This is a genomic window from Streptomyces sp. NPDC041970 (assembly GCF_055588985.1).
This window is the reverse complement of record NZ_JBVJCD010000054.1, coordinates 1-14,473: the sequence shown is the minus strand read 5'-3', so window position 1 is coordinate 14,473 and position 14,473 is coordinate 1. Positions and strand designations below refer to the sequence as shown.

The following is a 14,473-nucleotide window of genomic DNA, read 5'->3' as shown; positions in this document are numbered from 1 at the left end:
GGGTGGGTTCGTGATCATCGGGGTGGGCATCGACGTGGCCGAGATCGAGCGCTTCGGCGCGGCGCTGGAGCGTACGCCCCAGTTGGCCGACCGCCTCTTCGTGGCCGGGGAGCTGACGCTGCCCAGCGGCGAGCGGCGGGGCACCGCCTCGCTCGCCGCCCGGTTCGCCGCCAAGGAGGCCCTGGCCAAGGCGCTCGGCGCGCCCGGCGGGCTGCTCTGGAGCGACGCGGAGGTCTGGGTCGAGGAGAGCGGGCAGCCGCGCCTGCGGGTGCGCGGCACGGTCGCCGCCCGCGCCGCCGAGCTGGGCGTGCGCGGGTGGCACGTCTCCCTCAGCCACGACGCGGGGGTCGCCTCCGCCGTGGTGATCGCGGAGGGGTGAGCCGGCCGGGGCGGGCGGTGTCGGGCGTGGTGTCGGGGGGTGGGCCGGTCGGGACGGGTCGCCTCCGCCGTGGTGATCGCGGAGGGGTGAGCCGGTCGGGAGCGGGCGGTGTCGGGCGTGGTGTCGGAGGGGTGGGCCGGCCGGGGCGGGTCGCCTCCGCCGTGGTGATCGCGGAGGGGTGAGCCGGTCGCGCGGGCGAGTGGCGTCCGCCGCGGCGCCGCGGGGGTGAGCAGGCCGGGGGCGGGGTGGCGTCCGGCGCGGTGATCGCGGAGGGTGGGACCCATGCGACGTGCCTACAGCGTGGAGACCGTACGGGCCGCCGAGGCCGCCCTCATGCAGCGCCTGCCGGAAGGGGCGTTGATGCAGCGCGCCGCAGCCGGGCTCGCCGTGGCCTGCGGCGACCTGCTGCGCCGCAACGGCCGGGTGTACGGGGCGCGCGTCCTGCTCCTGGTCGGCAGCGGCGACAACGGCGGCGACGCGCTGTACGCGGGCGCCCGGCTGGCCCGCCGGGGCGCGGGCGTGCGGGCCCTGCTCCTGGCCCCCGACCGGGCCCACGCGGGCGGGCTCGCCGCGCTGCTCGCGGCCGGGGGACAGGTCGTCGACGGGCCGGACGGGCTCGGCGTGCTCGACCTCGTCGTGGACGGCATCACCGGCATCGGCGGACGCGGCGGGCTGCGCGAGGACGCCGCCGCCCTGGTGGACGCGGTGACCCGAGGCCGTACCCCGGTCATCGCGGTCGACCTGCCCAGCGGCGTGGAGGCCGACACCGGCCAGGTGCTCGGCCCGGCCGTCCGCGCGGACGCCACCGTCGCCTTCGGCACGTACAAGCCGGGCCTCCTGATCGACCCCGCCGCCGAGCACGCGGGCGCCCTGCTGCTGGTCGACATCGGGCTCGGCCCCGAACTGCCGGAGCCGCCCGACCTGGAGGCGCTCCAGTACGCGGACGTGGCGGCGCTGCTGCCCGAGCCGGGCGCGGAGAGCGACAAGTACCGGCGCGGGGTCGTCGGCGTCGCCGCCGGGTCCGACCGCTATCCGGGCGCGGCCGTCCTCGCGGTGGCGGGCGCGCTGCGCGGCGGGGCCGGGGCCGTGCGGTACGCCGGACCGGGCGCGGACGCGGTGATCGCCCGCTTCCCGGAGGCGCTGGTGCACGCCGGGCCGCCGTCGGAGGCCGGGCGGGTGCAGGCCTGGGTGGTCGGGCCGGGGCTCGGGGACGGGAGGGGGGCGCGGGAGGCCGTCGCGGACGTGCTGGCCGCCGACGTCCCGGTCCTGGTCGACGCGGACGGGCTGCGGCTGATGGACGCCGAGACCGTGCGGACCCGGAGGGCCGCGACGGTCCTGACCCCGCACGCGGGGGAGGCCGCCGCCCTGCTCGGCGCCGCGCGCGAGGAGGTCGAGGCCGGGCGGCTGGCCGCCGTCCGCGAACTGGCCGCCCGCTACCGCGCCACCGTCCTCCTCAAGGGCTCCACGACGCTGGTCGCGGAGGCCAGGGACACCCCCGTACGGGTCAACCCGACCGGCACGTCCTGGCTGGCCACCGCGGGCAGCGGCGACGTGCTGTCCGGGCTCGCCGGCTCCCTGCTCGCGGCCGGGCTCGCCCCGCGCGACGCCGCGTCCGTCGCCGCGTACCTGCACGGGCTGGCCGCCCGGCACGGCTCGGGGGGCGCGCCGCTCACCGCGCAGGACGTCGCGGACGGCATCCCGGCGGCCTGGCGCGACGTGCGGGCGCTCTGATCCGGGGCGATGGTGGAGACCTCGCGGAGAGGGAGGACCCGACGGTGAGCGGTACCGCGCCCGTACGCGTACGCAGGGCCTACGACCCGGTGGAGGACGACGACGGGACCCGCGTCCTCGTCGACCGCCTCTGGCCCCGCGGGGTCTCCAAGGAGAAGGCGGCCATCGACATGTGGCTGAAGGACGTCACCCCCTCGGCCGACCTGCGCTCCTGGTACCACCACGACCGCGAGGCGCGCCACGCGGAGTTCGTCGAGCGCTACCGCGCCGAGCTGGACGACCGCACCCACACCGAGGCCGTCGAGCGGCTCGTCTCCCTGGTGCGCGAGGGCGGCCCGGTCACCCTGATCACCGCCGCCGAGGACGTCGACGACAGCCACGTCCCGGTCCTGGTCGACCACCTGGAGCACCTGCGGAAGGGCCGGGCGCACTGACTCCGAGCCTGTGACGAAGCGCGCATAGCGGCGTATACGGGGGTACGGCGCTCGGGGCGCGGCGCACGCCTCTGAGAGACTGGGCGCGATGAACGAGACAGCGTCCCTGAGAGCCCGTGCCGAGATCGACCTCGCCGCGCTGCGCGCCAACGTGCGCGTCCTGCGCGAGCGCGCGGCCGGTGCGCAGCTCATGGCCGTAGTGAAATCCGACGCGTACGGGCACGGGGCGGAGCCCTGCGCGCGGGCCGCGCGGGAGGCCGGGGCGACCTGGCTGGGCACCGCGACCCCGCAGGAGGCCCTCGCGCTGCGGGCGGCCGGGCTCGACGGCCGGATCATGTGCTGGCTGTGGACGCCGGGCGGCCCCTGGCGCGAGGCGATCGAGGCGGACCTCGACGTGTCGGTGAGCGCCCTGTGGGCGCTGCGCGAGGTCGTCGAGGCCGCCGCCGAAGCGGGCCGGCCGGCCCGCGTCCAGCTCAAGGCCGACACCGGCCTGGGCCGCAACGGCTGCCAGCCCGTCGACTGGCCCGAGCTGGTCGCCGAGGCCCGCGCCGCCGAACGGGCCGGGCGCGTCCGCGTCACCGGCCTGTGGTCGCACTTCGCCTGCGCCGACGAACCGGGCCACCCCTCGATCGCCGCCCAGCTCGGCGTCTTCCGGGACATGGTGGCGTACGCCGAGAAGGAGGGCGTGGAGCCCGAGGTGCGGCACATCGCCAACTCCCCGGCCACGCTCACCCTCCCCGAGGCCCACTTCGACCTCGTGCGGACCGGCATCGCGATGTACGGCATCTCGCCCAGCCCCGAGCTGGGCGTCCCCGCCGACTTCGGGCTGCGCCCGGTGATGACGCTCGCCGCGTCCGTCGCGCTGGTCAAGGAGGTCCCGGCCGGGCACGGCGTCAGCTACGGCCACCACTACACGACGCCCGCCGGGACGACCCTCGGCCTGATCCCGGTCGGCTACGCGGACGGCGTCCCGCGCCACGCCTCGGGCCGGGGCCCCGTCCTGGTCGGCGGCAAGGTGCGCACGGCCGCGGGCCGGGTCGCCATGGACCAGTTCGTCGTCGACCTCGGCGGGGACCGCCCCGAGCCGGGCGCGGAGGCGGTCCTGTTCGGTCCGGGCGACCGGGGCGAGCCGGGCGTGGAGGACTGGGCGGTAGCCGCCGACACCATCGGGTACGAGATCGTCACCCGCATCGGTACGCGGGTGCCGAGGGTCTACGTGGACGAGGGCGCACGCCCGGACGGGGGAGCGGCAGGGTGAGCGGTACGGGAGGAGCGGAGGCGGTGGTGGCGGCCGGCACGACGGCGACCGTCGCGACGGCGGCCGGTTGGCGGCGGGCGGGGTTCGCCGGGGCCGCGATAGGCGTGCTCGCCGCGGGCGCGGCGGCCGGAGTGGCGGTCGAACGGCTCACGGTCGGGCGAGGGATGCGCAAGAAGGCCCGCCTCGCCCTGGACGCGACGGGCCCCTACGGCTCACTGCGCGGCGCCCCCGGCCGGGCCGTCGCGGAGGACGGCACCGAGCTGTACTACGAGATCGACGAGGTGGAGCCCGCGCCGCCCGCCGAGGAGGCCGACGCCTCCGGCACCCGTCGCCGCCGCCTCTTCGGGGACAAGGCGCCCGCCCCGGTGACCGTCGTCTTCAGCCACGGCTACTGCCTCGGCCAGGACTGCTGGCACTTCCAGCGGGCCGCCCTGCGCGGCCTGGTGCGCGCCGTCTACTGGGACCAGCGCAGCCACGGCCGCTCCGAGCGCGGCCGGGCCCAGGCGCACGGGGCGCCCGCCGGCATCGACCTGCTCGGCCGCGACCTGAAGGCGGTCATCGACGCGGCGGCGCCCGAGGGGCCGCTGGTCCTGGTCGGCCACTCGATGGGCGGCATGACGATGATGGCGCTCGCCGACCAGTACCCGGAGCTGATCCGCGACCGGGTCGCCGCCGCCGCGTTCATCGGCACGTCCAGCGGCCGGCTGGACGAGGTGGACTTCGGGCTCCCGGCGGCGGGCGTCAACGCGGTGCGCCGGGTGCTGCCCGGCGTGCTGAGGGCGCTCGGCAGCCGGGCGGAGCTGGTGGAGCGGGGCCGACGGGCCACCGCCGACCTGTTCGCCGGGGTGATCAAGCGGTACGCGTTCAGCTCCCGCGACGTGGACCCGGCGGTCGCCCGCTTCGCGGAGCGGCTGATCGAGTCCACCCCGATCGACGTGGTCGCGGAGTTCTACCCGGCCTTCGCGGAGCACGACAAGAGCGCGGCGCTGCCCGTCTTCCGGGACGTGCCCGTGCTCGTCCTGGCGGGGGACAACGACCTGGTCACGCCCAGCTCGCACAGCGAGGCCATCGGGGACGCGCTGCCCGACGCCGAGCTGGTCGTCGTGGGGGACGGCGGGCACCTGGTGATGCTGGAGCACCCGGAGACGGTCACCGACCGCCTGGCCGACCTGCTCGTACGCAGCGGCGCGGTGCCGGCCGCTAACGTTGGCGGACATGGAAGCACCGCACACCACCCCGGCCGCCCCTGACCCCGCCGGAGCCCTCCCCGACGGCGCCGTCACCGTACGGATCGGCGTCGACTCCCCCGAGCGGATGCGGGAGCTGGGCCGCCGCCTCGCCCGCCTGCTGGCCCCCGGCGACCTGGTCATGCTCACCGGAGAGCTGGGCGCCGGGAAGACGACCCTGACGCGCGGCCTCGGCGAGGGGCTCGGCGTGCGCGGCGCGGTCACCTCGCCCACCTTCGTGATCGCCCGCGTCCACCCCCCGCTCGGCTCCGGCCCGGCCCTGGTCCACGTCGACGCCTACCGCCTGGGCGGCGGGCTCGACGAGATGGAGGACCTCGACCTCGACGTGGAGCTGCCGGAGTCGGTGGTGGTCGTGGAGTGGGGCGAGGGCAAGGTCGAGGAGCTGTCCGAGAACCGGCTGCGGGTCCTCATCGACCGCGCGACCGGGGACACCGACGACGACCGGCGCGAGGTGACGCTGACCGGCATCGGCCCGCGCTGGGCGGGGCTGCGGGAGGACCTGGCGTGACGGCCGCCCCGCGGCGTTTTCCCGACAGGGTGTCGGCACATTGTTGCGTCGGGGACGGTGGTCGTGGTCACATGGGTACGAGACGTGGTTAGGTCTGCCTAACCACGACCTCCACCGGAGCACTCAGGAGGCCTCCATGCCGACGCCCGAGCGCGCAGCGCGACCCCGGCCGCAGCCCACTCCGCCCGCCCTGTCGATGAAGGACCTGCTGGCCTCGTGCGCCGCGGCCACCGCTGTCTCCACCCCGCCCGACGAGCAGCGGCGGCAGGCGTCGGAGCCCGCCGCCGAGGCGGAGGAGCGCGGGGCGGCCGCGCCGCCCACCCGCCCCAGGGCGGCGTGAGGCCGCGGGCTCAGGGGACGACGACGACCTTCGCGCCGACCGTGGCGAACGTCCACATCGCGTCGCCGTCCGCCCGCTTCATCCGCACGCCCCCGGTCTTCGACGCGGGGTCCGGGCTCGCCATCGACCCGTCCTGGGCGGCGCTGAAGCCCACCGCCACGTCGCCGACGTTCGCGAACCGCACCACGTGCTCGATCGGCACGCCGTCCGAGCCCCGGACCGTGCCCGAGCGGGAGGTGACCCGGTAGACGCCGGGAGCCGGGCTGACCGGGCTGGGCATCACGCCGAAGACGCGCGTCGCCCTGCCGTCCTCGCCGACCAGCCACACCCGCCGCTCCCCCAGCGCGTAGACCACGCGCTGCCCGGCGCCGGAGGCGGCCGGCACCGCCAGCGGGTCGGCCGTGGGCGCCGGCGTGGCGGACGGCCGGGGCGGGACGGAGACGGACGCCTTCGGGCCGGGCGCGGAGACCACCGAGTCGGGGGCGTTCGCCGAAGCCTGGTAGGCGAGGAAGGCGACCGCGGCGACGGCCGCCGCGGTGAGCCCGGCCACGATTCCCGAGCTGCTCCGTGCCACCGTGAACTCCCCTTTCGGTGCGGCCGTCCGCCGCATGTCGTACAAGCGTTTACGTCGTACCCGCGGATACCCGGTGACGGTAGCAGCCGCCGGGGCACCGGCCCGGACGACGTACGGACGCGGTAACGCCGTCGGCGGAGCCGTAGGCTGTCAGGGTGCTCTTGCTCGCCATGGATACCGCCACCCCCGCCGTGACCGTCGCCCTGCACGACGGCGCCTCCGTCGTCGCCGCGTACGGGCAGGTCGACGCCCGCCGCCACGGGGAACTGCTGCTCCCCGCCGTCGACCGGGTCCTCGCCGAGGCCGGGACCGGGCTCGACGCGGTGACGGACGTGGTCGTGGGCATCGGCCCCGGCCCCTACACCGGCCTGCGGGTCGGCCTGGTCACCGCCGCGACCTTCGGCTCCGCCCTCGGGGTGCCGGTGCACGGCCTGTGCACCCTGGACGGCCTCGCGTACGCCGCCGGCCTCGACGGCCTGGAGGGCCCGTTCGCCGTGGCGACGGACGCGCGCCGCAAGGAGGTCTACTGGGCGCGGTACGAGGACGCCCGCACCCGTACGGGCGACCCCGCCGTCGACCGGCCCGCCGACATCGCCGGGGCGCTCGCCGGGCTGCCCGTGGTCGGCGCGGGCGCGGTCCTCTACCCGGAGTCCTTCCCGGACGCGCGGGGACCCGAGCACGTCGCGGCCGGAGCGCTCGCCGCGCTCGCCGCCGAGCGGCTCGCCGCCGGGCAGGAGCTGCCCGCGCCCCGGCCGCTCTACCTGCGCCGGCCCGACGCGCAGGTCCCGAAGAACTACAAGGTGGTCACCCCCCAGTGAGCGCCGCCACCACCGCCGTGCTGCGCGAGATGCGCTGGTGGGACATCGAGCCCGTGCTGGAGCTGGAGCACGCCCTGTTCCCGGACGACGCCTGGTCGCCGGGGATGTTCTGGTCCGAGCTGGCCCACGCCCGCGGCCCCGGCGCCACCCGCCGCTACGTCGTCGCCGAGGACCCGGACACCGGACGCCTCCTCGGCTACGCCGGGCTCGCCGCCCTCGGCGACCTCGCCGACGTCCAGACCATCGCGGTCAGCCGGGAGGCGTGGGGCGGCGGCCTCGGCTCCGAACTCCTCACCGACCTGCTGCGGCACGCCACCGCCTTCGAGTGCGCCACCGTGCTCCTGGAAGTGCGGGTCGACAACGTCCGGGCGCAGAAGCTGTACGAGCGCTTCGGCTTCGAGCCGATCGGCTTCCGGCGCGGCTACTACCAGCCGGGGAACGTGGACGCCCTCGTCATGCGCCTCACCACGCACGAGAACGCACCAGAGCACGCACCAGAGACCGGAACGGAATGATGGCTGCCGACGAACCCCTCGTACTGGGCATCGAGACCTCCTGCGACGAGACCGGCGTCGGCATCGTCCGCGGCACGACCCTGCTCGCGGACGCCGTCGCCTCCAGCGTGGATACCCACGCCCGCTTCGGCGGCGTCGTCCCGGAGATCGCCTCGCGCGCCCACCTGGAGGCGATGGTCCCCACCATCGAGCGCGCCCTGAAGCAGGCCGGGATCGCCGCCCGCGACCTGGACGGGATCGCCGTCACCTCCGGCCCCGGACTCGCGGGCGCGCTGCTCGTCGGCGTCTCGGCCGCCAAGGCGTACGCGTACGCCCTGGGCAAGCCGCTCTACGGCGTCAACCACCTCGCCTCGCACATCTGCGTCGACCAACTGGAGCACGGGCCGCTGCCCGAGCCGACCATGGCGCTCCTGGTCAGCGGCGGCCACTCGTCGCTGCTGCTGGCCCCGGACATCACCAGCGACGTACGGCCGCTCGGCGCGACCATCGACGACGCGGCGGGCGAGGCGTTCGACAAGATCGCCCGCGTGCTGGACCTGGGCTTCCCCGGCGGCCCGGTCATCGACCGGCTGGCGAAGGAGGGCGACCCGGCGGCCATCGCGTTCCCGCGCGGTCTGACCGGCCCGCGCGACGCCCCGTACGACTTCTCCTTCTCCGGGCTCAAGACCTCCGTCGCCCGCTGGATCGAGGCCCGGCGCGCGGCGGGCGAGGAGGTGCCGGTCCGGGACGTGGCGGCGTCCTTCCAGGAGGCCGTGGTGGACGTGCTCACCCGCAAGGCGGTCCGGGCCTGCAAGGACGAGGGTGTTGACCACCTGATGATCGGCGGCGGCGTCGCGGCCAACTCCCGGCTGCGGGCGCTGGCCGAGGAGCGGTGCGAGCGGGCCGGCATCCGGCTGCGGGTGCCGCGCCCCGGCCTGTGCACCGACAACGGCGCGATGGTCGCGGCGCTCGGCGCGGAGATGGTCGCCCGCAACCGCCGCCCCTCCGATCTGGACCTGTCGGCGGACTCCTCGCTGCCGGTGACCGAGCCCCACGTGCCGGGGACCGCGCACGACCACGACCACGTCCACGAGATCAGCAAGGACAACCTCTACTCATGAGCACCGCCGTCGTCCTGATGTGGGAGGCCCGCGCCGCCGAGGGCCGGGGCGGCGAACTGCTGGAGTGGGCGCGGGCCCGCGCCGCCGGACTGGCCCGCGCGCCGCACCGCGGCGAGCTGCTGCGCGCCCCGCAGGACCGGGTCCTGGTGATGACGTGGTGGCAGGGCGCGGCGTACGGCGACGACCTCCCCGAACTCCCCGAACCCGACGCCGCCCTGATCACCCGCCCGGTGCACCGCTGGCGTTTCGAGACCGTCGACTGAGCACCCGGCCGCCCCTCGCGGCGGACCCGACCGATGAGTTCGGGCGGCGGGACCGGTCCACCCTCCACGACGAGGGGACCCTCACGGCGAGGAGCCCTCCACAGCGAGGAAGAGGAGCAGAGGCCATGCAGAAGATCACTCCCTGTCTCTGGTACGACGGCCAGGCCCTGGAGGCCGCCGAGCACTACGTCGCCGTCTTCGGCGGGGTCTCCCGTGTCACGGAGGTGACCCGGTACGGCGAGGCGGGCCCCGGTGAGCCGGGTTCCGTGCTCACGGTCGGCTTCCGCCTGGCGGGCCAGGACTACCTGGGGCTCAACGGCGGACCGCAGTTCCCCTTCACGGAGGCGATCTCGCTCTCCGTGGACTGCGCCGACCAGGCCGAGGTGGACCGGCTCTGGGCCGCGCTGACCGAGGGCGGCGAGGAGGGGCGGTGCGGCTGGCTCAAGGACCGGTACGGCGTGTCGTGGCAGCTCGTCCCGCACGAGCTGCCGGAGCTGCTGGCCGACCCGGACCCGGCGAAGGCGGAGCGGACCATGAAGGCCATGCTCGGCATGGGCAAGCTGGACGTCCAGGCGCTGCGGGACGCCTGAGCGCCGGGCCGGGGCGGCTCAGCCCAGCGGCCGCCCGATCAGCATCGTCGGAGCCCCGGCCACGCGGGTCAGGAACACCGTCGCCGCGTTCGGGCCGCTCAGCTTCATCCGGCGGCGCAGCTCCTCCGGCTCGACGGCGGAGCCGCGCTTCTTGACGGTCAGCACGCCGACGCCCCGCTCCCGCAGCAGCGCCTTGAGCCGCTTCAGGTGGAACGGCATGTGGTCGGTGATCTCGTACCCGGAGACGTACGGGGAGGAGTACGGCTGGTCGCTCGTGACGTACGCGATCGACTCGTCCACCAGCCGGCCGCCGCACCGCTCCACGATGTCGGCGACCAGGTGCGCCCGGATCACCGCGCCGTCCGGCTCGTAGAGATAGCGCCCGACCGGGCCCACCGGGGGCGGGGGCAGCGGGGCCGGGGCGCTCAGGGTCGCGCCGGAGGGCAGCAGGGTGGCCCGGAACGCGCCGGGCGCGAAGCCCTCCCCGTACCAGAGCACCGCCTCCTTCACGTCGCCGCCGTCCGAGACCCACTCGGCCTCCGCCTCGGGGCCGATCGCCTCGTGCGGGATGCCCGGCGCGATCTTCAGCGCGGCGCGGGGGGCCTTCAGCGCGGCGGCCACCGCCCAGGACAGCGGCGGGGAGTACGCCTCCGGGTCGAAGACGCGCCCCCGGCCGCCGCGCCGCGCCGGGTCCACGAAGACCGCGTCGTACGCGGAGGCGTCGGTCCGCGTCACGTCGGCGCACCGCACCTCGATCAGCGCGCCCAGGCCCAGCGCCTCGGCGTTGGCGCGGGCCACGTCGGCGGTCAGCGGGTCGCGGTCCACGGCGAGGACGCGGAGCCCGGCGCGGGCGAGGGCGATGGCGTCCCCGCCGATCCCGCAGCACAGGTCGGCCACGCCGCGCACCCCGAGCCGGGCGAACCGGGCGGCGCGGTGCTCGGCGACCGGGGCGCGGGTGGCCTGCTCGACCCCGTCGGGCGTGAAGAACATCCGGTACGCGTCCTCGGCCCCGAACTTGGCCACCGCCCGCTGGCGCAGCCGGGCCTGCCCGAGGGCCGCCGAGACCAGCTCCGGCCGGTGCAGGCGGCGCAGCCGGGTCGCCGTGGCCAGCTCGTCGGCCGGGTCGTGGTCGCGGAGCGCGGCCAGCAGCCCCTCGCCCTCGGGGGTGCGCAGGGCGGCGAAGGCGGCGCGGGCGGGGTCGTCGGACGGGGCGGCGGGGGTCGTTGCGTTCACCCGGTCCATTGTGGGCCAGGGGCGGCGGCCCCGTGTGCCGGGAGCCGGTGGGCCGGTCGGGGGACGGAGGCGGCGCGGTCGCGGTGTCGGGCCGGGAGGCGGGCGGTGGGCTGGCAGGATGCGACGCCATGCAGCTAGTACGACAAACAGATAAATCGACCCTCAAAGGGTGCAGAACGGTCGGCGCCGTGCTGGCGGTCCTGCTGGCCGCCGCCGTCGCGTCGGGATGCGCGGCGGAGGCGGACGGCGGGGGAGCCCCCGGCGGCCCCGCGCGCCCCGCCGCCGAGCGGCCGGAGCGGGCCGCCCCGCAGGCCGGTGCGGCCGGGGCGCTGGACGCGTACGCGCGCGAGCTGGAGTACAAGCAGGCCGAGCGGGCCGTCGCCGCGAAGAAGTGGGGGCTGGCCAAGACGCCCCTGCCGGCCCCCGAACCGCCGGAGGTGAAGCCGCGCATCACGACCCGCGAGGGGTTCGAGGTCCGGGACGACGCCGGGCTGCCGCCCGTCTTCACCACCGTGCCGACCAAGGAGAAGATCGTCTTCCTGACGATGGACGACGGCGCGGAGAAGGACCCCCTCCTGCTCCAGATGATGACCGAACTGGACATCCCCTACAGCGCGTTCCTCAGCGACTACGTCATCGACGACGGCTACGGCTACTTCGCGGAGATGCAGAAGCGCGGGGTGGTCCTCAGCAACCACACGCTCAACCACCGCTACATGCCCGGCCTCACCTACGCCCAGCAGAAGAGGGAGATCTGCGGCCAGCAGGACAAGCTCCAGCAGCGCTACGGCAGGCGCCCCACGCTCTTCCGGCCGCCCTACGGCAACTACGACCGGAACACCCTCGTCGCCGCGAAGTCCTGCGGGATCACCGCCGTGCCCCTGTGGTCCGCCGAGGCGTTCCCCGACCACATGGAGTGGCGGGAGTGGGACCGGGACCTGCACCCCGGCGACATCATCCTCACCCACTTCCGGGGCGAGGAGGACTGGCGGGGCACGATGCCCGACATGATCCGCCAGGTCATGAAGACCATCACGGACAAGGGCTACGCGGTGGCCCGCCTGGAGGACTACGTCTGACGGGCGGGGTGCGCGCGGGGCCGGGCCGAAGGGGGGCGCGGACGCGGCGCGCGGGTGGTGAATTGGCACTCCGCTTGACCGAGTGCTAATCGCGGTCATAGTCTCAGGTCTGGCACTCCCCCCTGGAGAGTGCCAGCACCACCCTGCGCGACAAGGGACAGGTCCGGAACCCGCGACGACGGATCGGTCCGGTCGCCGCCCACAGACTGTTAAACCCCGTGAGATCTCCGAAGGGGGAGACCGGATCGTGTCGACCACCAGCTCCAAGGTTGCGATCAAGCCGCTTGAGGACCGCATTGTGGTCCAGCCGCTCGACGCCGAGCAGACCACGGCTTCCGGCCTGGTCATTCCGGACACCGCGAAGGAGAAGCCCCAGGAGGGCGTCGTCCTCGCCGTTGGTCCGGGCCGCTTCGAGAACGGCGAGCGTCTTCCGCTCGACGTCAAGACCGGCGACGTCGTCCTGTACAGCAAGTACGGCGGCACCGAGGTGAAGTACAACGGCGAGGAGTACCTCGTCCTCTCGGCCCGCGACGTCCTCGCGATCATCGAGAAGTAATTCACCCACGTTTGCTTGTGTTCTGCGCCCCTGGCCCCCTGCGAGATAACTAGCCGGGTGGCGAGGGGCGCAGTTCGTTCGAGAGGGAAGATCAGCCCATGGCGAAGATTCTGAAGTTCGACGAGGACGCCCGTCGCGCCCTTGAGCGCGGCGTCAACAAGCTTGCCGACACGGTCAAGGTGACGATCGGCCCCAAGGGCCGCAACGTCGTCATCGACAAGAAGTTCGGCGCTCCCACCATCACCAACGACGGTGTCACCATCGCCCGCGAGGTCGAGCTGGACGACCCGTACGAGAACCTCGGCGCCCAGCTCGTCAAGGAGGTGGCGACCAAGACCAACGACGTAGCGGGTGACGGCACCACCACCGCGACCGTGCTGGCCCAGGCGCTCGTCCGCGAGGGCCTGCGCAACGTCGCCGCCGGCGCCTCCCCGGCCGCCCTGAAGAAGGGCATCGACGCCGCCGTCAAGGCCGTGTCCGAGGAACTCCTCGCGACCGCCCGCCCGATCGACGACAAGGCCGACATCGCCGCCGTGGCCGCGCTCTCCGCGCAGGACCCGCAGGTCGGCGAGCTCATCGCGGACGCGATGGACAAGGTCGGCAAGGACGGTGTCATCACCGTCGAGGAGTCCAACACCTTCGGCCTGGACCTGGAGTTCACCGAGGGCATGGCCTTCGACAAGGGCTACCTGTCCCCGTACATGGTGACCGACCAGGAGCGTATGGAGGCCGTCCTCGACGACCCGTACATCCTGATCCACCAGGGCAAGATCGGCTCCATCCAGGAGCTGCTCCCGCTGCTGGAGAAGGTCATCCAGGCCGGCGGCTCCAAGCCCCTCCTGATCATCGCCGAGGACGTCGAGGGCGAGGCGCTCTCCACCCTCGTCGTCAACAAGATCCGCGGCACCTTCAACGCCGTCGCGGTGAAGGCCCCCGGCTTCGGCGACCGCCGCAAGGCCATGCTCGGCGACATCGCCACCCTCACCGGTGCGACCGTCATCGCCGAGGAGGTCGGCCTCAAGCTCGACCAGGCCGGTCTGGACGTGCTCGGCACCGCCCGCCGCGTCACCGTCTCCAAGGACGACACGACCATCGTCGACGGCGGCGGCGACAGCGCCGACGTCAAGGGCCGCGTCAACCAGATCAAGGCCGAGATCGAGACCACGGACTCCGACTGGGACCGCGAGAAGCTCCAGGAGCGCCTCGCCAAGCTCGCCGGCGGCGTCTGCGTGATCCGGGTCGGCGCCGCCACCGAGGTGGAGCTGAAGGAGAAGAAGCACCGCCTGGAGGACGCGATCTCCGCGACCCGCGCCGCGGTCGAGGAGGGCATCGTCTCCGGCGGTGGCTCCTCCCTCGTCCACGCCGTCAAGGTCCTGGAGGGCAACCTCGGCAAGACCGGCGACGAGGCCACCGGTGTCGCGGTCGTCCGCCGCGCCGCCGTCGAGCCGCTGCGCTGGATCGCCGAGAACGCCGGCCTGGAGGGCTACGTCATCACCTCCAAGGTCGCCGAGCTGGACAAGGGCCAGGGCTTCAACGCCGCCACCGGCGAGTACGGCGACCTGGTCAAGGCCGGCGTCATCGACCCGGTCAAGGTCACCCGCTCCGCCCTGGAGAACGCCGCGTCCATCGCGTCGCTGCTGCTCACGACCGAGACCCTGGTCGTCGAGAAGCCGGCCGAGGACGAGGGCGACGCCGGTCACGGCGGCCACGGCCACTCCCACTAGCACGCCGCCGCCCCACGGGGCGGCCCGCACGAAGCCGAGGCCCGGGGGCCCCCCCCGCGGGGGGGCGGGGGGCGGGGGGGTGTGGGAGACCCCCCCCTTCGTTTTGTGTCCCGGCCCTGCCCCG

Annotated in this window: 17 protein-coding genes; 15 read left to right on the top strand and 2 right to left on the bottom strand. The window is 74.9% G+C overall.

Translation table 11 applies throughout. The features are described 5' to 3' along the window. The first annotated feature begins 10 nt into the window (after positions 1–10). The 7 genes from ACZ6EJ_RS22405 to ACZ6EJ_RS22375 all read left to right on the top strand — a co-directional run bounded on the left by ACZ6EJ_RS22405 (position 11) and on the right by ACZ6EJ_RS22375 (position 5,897). Positions 11–379 (top strand): holo-ACP synthase, encoded by a 369-nt coding sequence (locus tag ACZ6EJ_RS22405; RefSeq protein WP_469269479.1) that lies wholly within the window; start codon positions 11–13, stop codon positions 377–379. A gap of 282 nt (positions 380–661) precedes the next feature. Then, complete coding sequence (locus ACZ6EJ_RS22400; protein WP_469269478.1) at positions 662–2,110, top strand: NAD(P)H-hydrate dehydratase; 1,449 nt, start codon at positions 662–664, stop codon at positions 2,108–2,110. A 44-nt stretch (positions 2,111–2,154) separates the two neighbouring features. Then, positions 2,155–2,544, top strand: a complete 390-nt coding sequence (locus ACZ6EJ_RS22395) for a DUF488 domain-containing protein (RefSeq protein WP_469269477.1) — start codon at positions 2,155–2,157, stop codon at positions 2,542–2,544. An 88-nt stretch (positions 2,545–2,632) separates the two neighbouring features. After that, on the top strand, positions 2,633–3,802 hold the full coding sequence (alr, locus tag ACZ6EJ_RS22390; protein ID WP_469269475.1) for an alanine racemase: 1,170 nt from the start codon (positions 2,633–2,635) through the stop codon (positions 3,800–3,802). Beyond that, entirely contained in the window at positions 3,799–5,052 is a 1,254-nt protein-coding gene (locus tag ACZ6EJ_RS22385; protein WP_469269473.1) for an alpha/beta fold hydrolase, read from the top strand. Before alr ends, ACZ6EJ_RS22385 begins: the two co-directional genes overlap by 4 nt. After that, on the top strand, positions 5,018–5,557 hold the full coding sequence (gene tsaE / locus ACZ6EJ_RS22380) for a tRNA (adenosine(37)-N6)-threonylcarbamoyltransferase complex ATPase subunit type 1 TsaE (RefSeq protein WP_469269472.1): 540 nt from the start codon (positions 5,018–5,020) through the stop codon (positions 5,555–5,557). The genes ACZ6EJ_RS22385 and tsaE overlap by 35 nt, the downstream gene beginning before the upstream one ends. Before the next feature lie 136 nt (positions 5,558–5,693). Beyond that, positions 5,694–5,897: a hypothetical protein gene (locus ACZ6EJ_RS22375; RefSeq protein WP_469269471.1), complete on the top strand. Its 204-nt coding sequence runs from the start codon at positions 5,694–5,696 to the stop codon at positions 5,895–5,897. 10 nt (positions 5,898–5,907) lie between these two features. Here the strand turns inward: ACZ6EJ_RS22375 and ACZ6EJ_RS22370 are convergent, their stop codons facing one another. Further along, complete coding sequence (locus tag ACZ6EJ_RS22370) at positions 5,908–6,507, bottom strand: hypothetical protein (protein WP_469269469.1); 600 nt, start codon at positions 6,505–6,507, stop codon at positions 5,908–5,910. Between the two features lie 134 nt (positions 6,508–6,641). Here ACZ6EJ_RS22370 and tsaB point away from each other — a divergent pair, with 134 nt between their 5' ends. The 5 genes from tsaB to ACZ6EJ_RS22345 all read left to right on the top strand — a co-directional run bounded on the left by tsaB (position 6,642) and on the right by ACZ6EJ_RS22345 (position 9,757). Continuing rightward, the gene (tsaB, locus tag ACZ6EJ_RS22365) at positions 6,642–7,289 is read left to right on the top strand and encodes a tRNA (adenosine(37)-N6)-threonylcarbamoyltransferase complex dimerization subunit type 1 TsaB (RefSeq protein WP_469269506.1); all 648 of its coding nucleotides are present in this window, start codon (positions 6,642–6,644) and stop codon (positions 7,287–7,289) included. Beyond that, positions 7,286–7,804, top strand: a complete 519-nt coding sequence (rimI, locus tag ACZ6EJ_RS22360; RefSeq protein WP_469269467.1) for a ribosomal protein S18-alanine N-acetyltransferase — start codon at positions 7,286–7,288, stop codon at positions 7,802–7,804. The genes tsaB and rimI overlap by 4 nt, the downstream gene beginning before the upstream one ends. After that, positions 7,804–8,904: a tRNA (adenosine(37)-N6)-threonylcarbamoyltransferase complex transferase subunit TsaD gene (tsaD, locus tag ACZ6EJ_RS22355; protein WP_469269465.1), complete on the top strand. Its 1,101-nt coding sequence runs from the start codon at positions 7,804–7,806 to the stop codon at positions 8,902–8,904. Before rimI ends, tsaD begins: the two co-directional genes overlap by 1 nt. After that, a complete protein-coding gene (locus ACZ6EJ_RS22350) occupies positions 8,901–9,167 on the top strand; it encodes a hypothetical protein (RefSeq protein WP_469269464.1) in 267 nt (88 codons plus the stop codon). Before tsaD ends, ACZ6EJ_RS22350 begins: the two co-directional genes overlap by 4 nt. 125 nt (positions 9,168–9,292) lie before the next feature. Then, positions 9,293–9,757, top strand: a complete 465-nt coding sequence (locus ACZ6EJ_RS22345; protein WP_469269462.1) for a VOC family protein — start codon at positions 9,293–9,295, stop codon at positions 9,755–9,757. A gap of 18 nt (positions 9,758–9,775) precedes the next feature. Here ACZ6EJ_RS22345 and ACZ6EJ_RS22340 read toward each other — a convergent pair whose 3' ends face one another. Next, positions 9,776–10,999 (bottom strand): THUMP-like domain-containing protein, encoded by a 1,224-nt coding sequence (locus tag ACZ6EJ_RS22340; protein WP_469269460.1) that lies wholly within the window; start codon positions 10,997–10,999, stop codon positions 9,776–9,778. 119 nt (positions 11,000–11,118) lie between these two features. On the opposite strand from ACZ6EJ_RS22340, the gene ACZ6EJ_RS22335 reads away from it, so the two are divergent. From ACZ6EJ_RS22335 to groL, 3 genes are all read left to right on the top strand, one after another. Beyond that, positions 11,119–12,069 (top strand): polysaccharide deacetylase family protein, encoded by a 951-nt coding sequence (locus ACZ6EJ_RS22335; protein WP_469269458.1) that lies wholly within the window; start codon positions 11,119–11,121, stop codon positions 12,067–12,069. A 247-nt stretch (positions 12,070–12,316) separates the two neighbouring features. Then, positions 12,317–12,625 (top strand): co-chaperone GroES, encoded by a 309-nt coding sequence (gene groES / locus ACZ6EJ_RS22330; protein WP_028439209.1) that lies wholly within the window; start codon positions 12,317–12,319, stop codon positions 12,623–12,625. Positions 12,626–12,723: 98 nt separating this feature from the next. Next, complete coding sequence (gene groL, locus ACZ6EJ_RS22325; RefSeq protein ID WP_469269456.1) at positions 12,724–14,349, top strand: chaperonin GroEL; 1,626 nt, start codon at positions 12,724–12,726, stop codon at positions 14,347–14,349. The last annotated feature ends 124 nt before the right edge of the window (positions 14,350–14,473 follow it).

Excerpts from the sequence above, each read along its gene's own strand:
- ACZ6EJ_RS22375 (WP_469269471.1), top strand. The coding sequence starts at position 5,694 with ATGCCGACGCCCGAGCGCGCAGCGCGACCCCGGCCGCAGCCCACTCCG.
- tsaD (WP_469269465.1), top strand. The coding sequence starts at position 7,804 with ATGGCTGCCGACGAACCCCTCGTACTGGGCATCGAGACCTCCTGCGAC.
- ACZ6EJ_RS22350 (WP_469269464.1), top strand. The coding sequence starts at position 8,901 with ATGAGCACCGCCGTCGTCCTGATGTGGGAGGCCCGCGCCGCCGAGGGC.
- ACZ6EJ_RS22370 (WP_469269469.1), bottom strand. The coding sequence starts at position 6,507 with ATGCGGCGGACGGCCGCACCGAAAGGGGAGTTCACGGTGGCACGGAGC.
- ACZ6EJ_RS22340 (WP_469269460.1), bottom strand. The coding sequence starts at position 10,999 with ATGGACCGGGTGAACGCAACGACCCCCGCCGCCCCGTCCGACGACCCC.
- tsaE (WP_469269472.1), top strand. The coding sequence starts at position 5,018 with ATGGAAGCACCGCACACCACCCCGGCCGCCCCTGACCCCGCCGGAGCC.
- ACZ6EJ_RS22400 (WP_469269478.1), top strand. The coding sequence starts at position 662 with ATGCGACGTGCCTACAGCGTGGAGACCGTACGGGCCGCCGAGGCCGCC.
- ACZ6EJ_RS22345 (WP_469269462.1), top strand. The coding sequence starts at position 9,293 with ATGCAGAAGATCACTCCCTGTCTCTGGTACGACGGCCAGGCCCTGGAG.
- tsaB (WP_469269506.1), top strand. The coding sequence starts at position 6,642 with ATGGATACCGCCACCCCCGCCGTGACCGTCGCCCTGCACGACGGCGCC.
- alr (WP_469269475.1), top strand. The coding sequence starts at position 2,633 with ATGAACGAGACAGCGTCCCTGAGAGCCCGTGCCGAGATCGACCTCGCC.
- ACZ6EJ_RS22335 (WP_469269458.1), top strand. The coding sequence starts at position 11,119 with ATGCAGCTAGTACGACAAACAGATAAATCGACCCTCAAAGGGTGCAGA.
- groL (WP_469269456.1), top strand. The coding sequence starts at position 12,724 with ATGGCGAAGATTCTGAAGTTCGACGAGGACGCCCGTCGCGCCCTTGAG.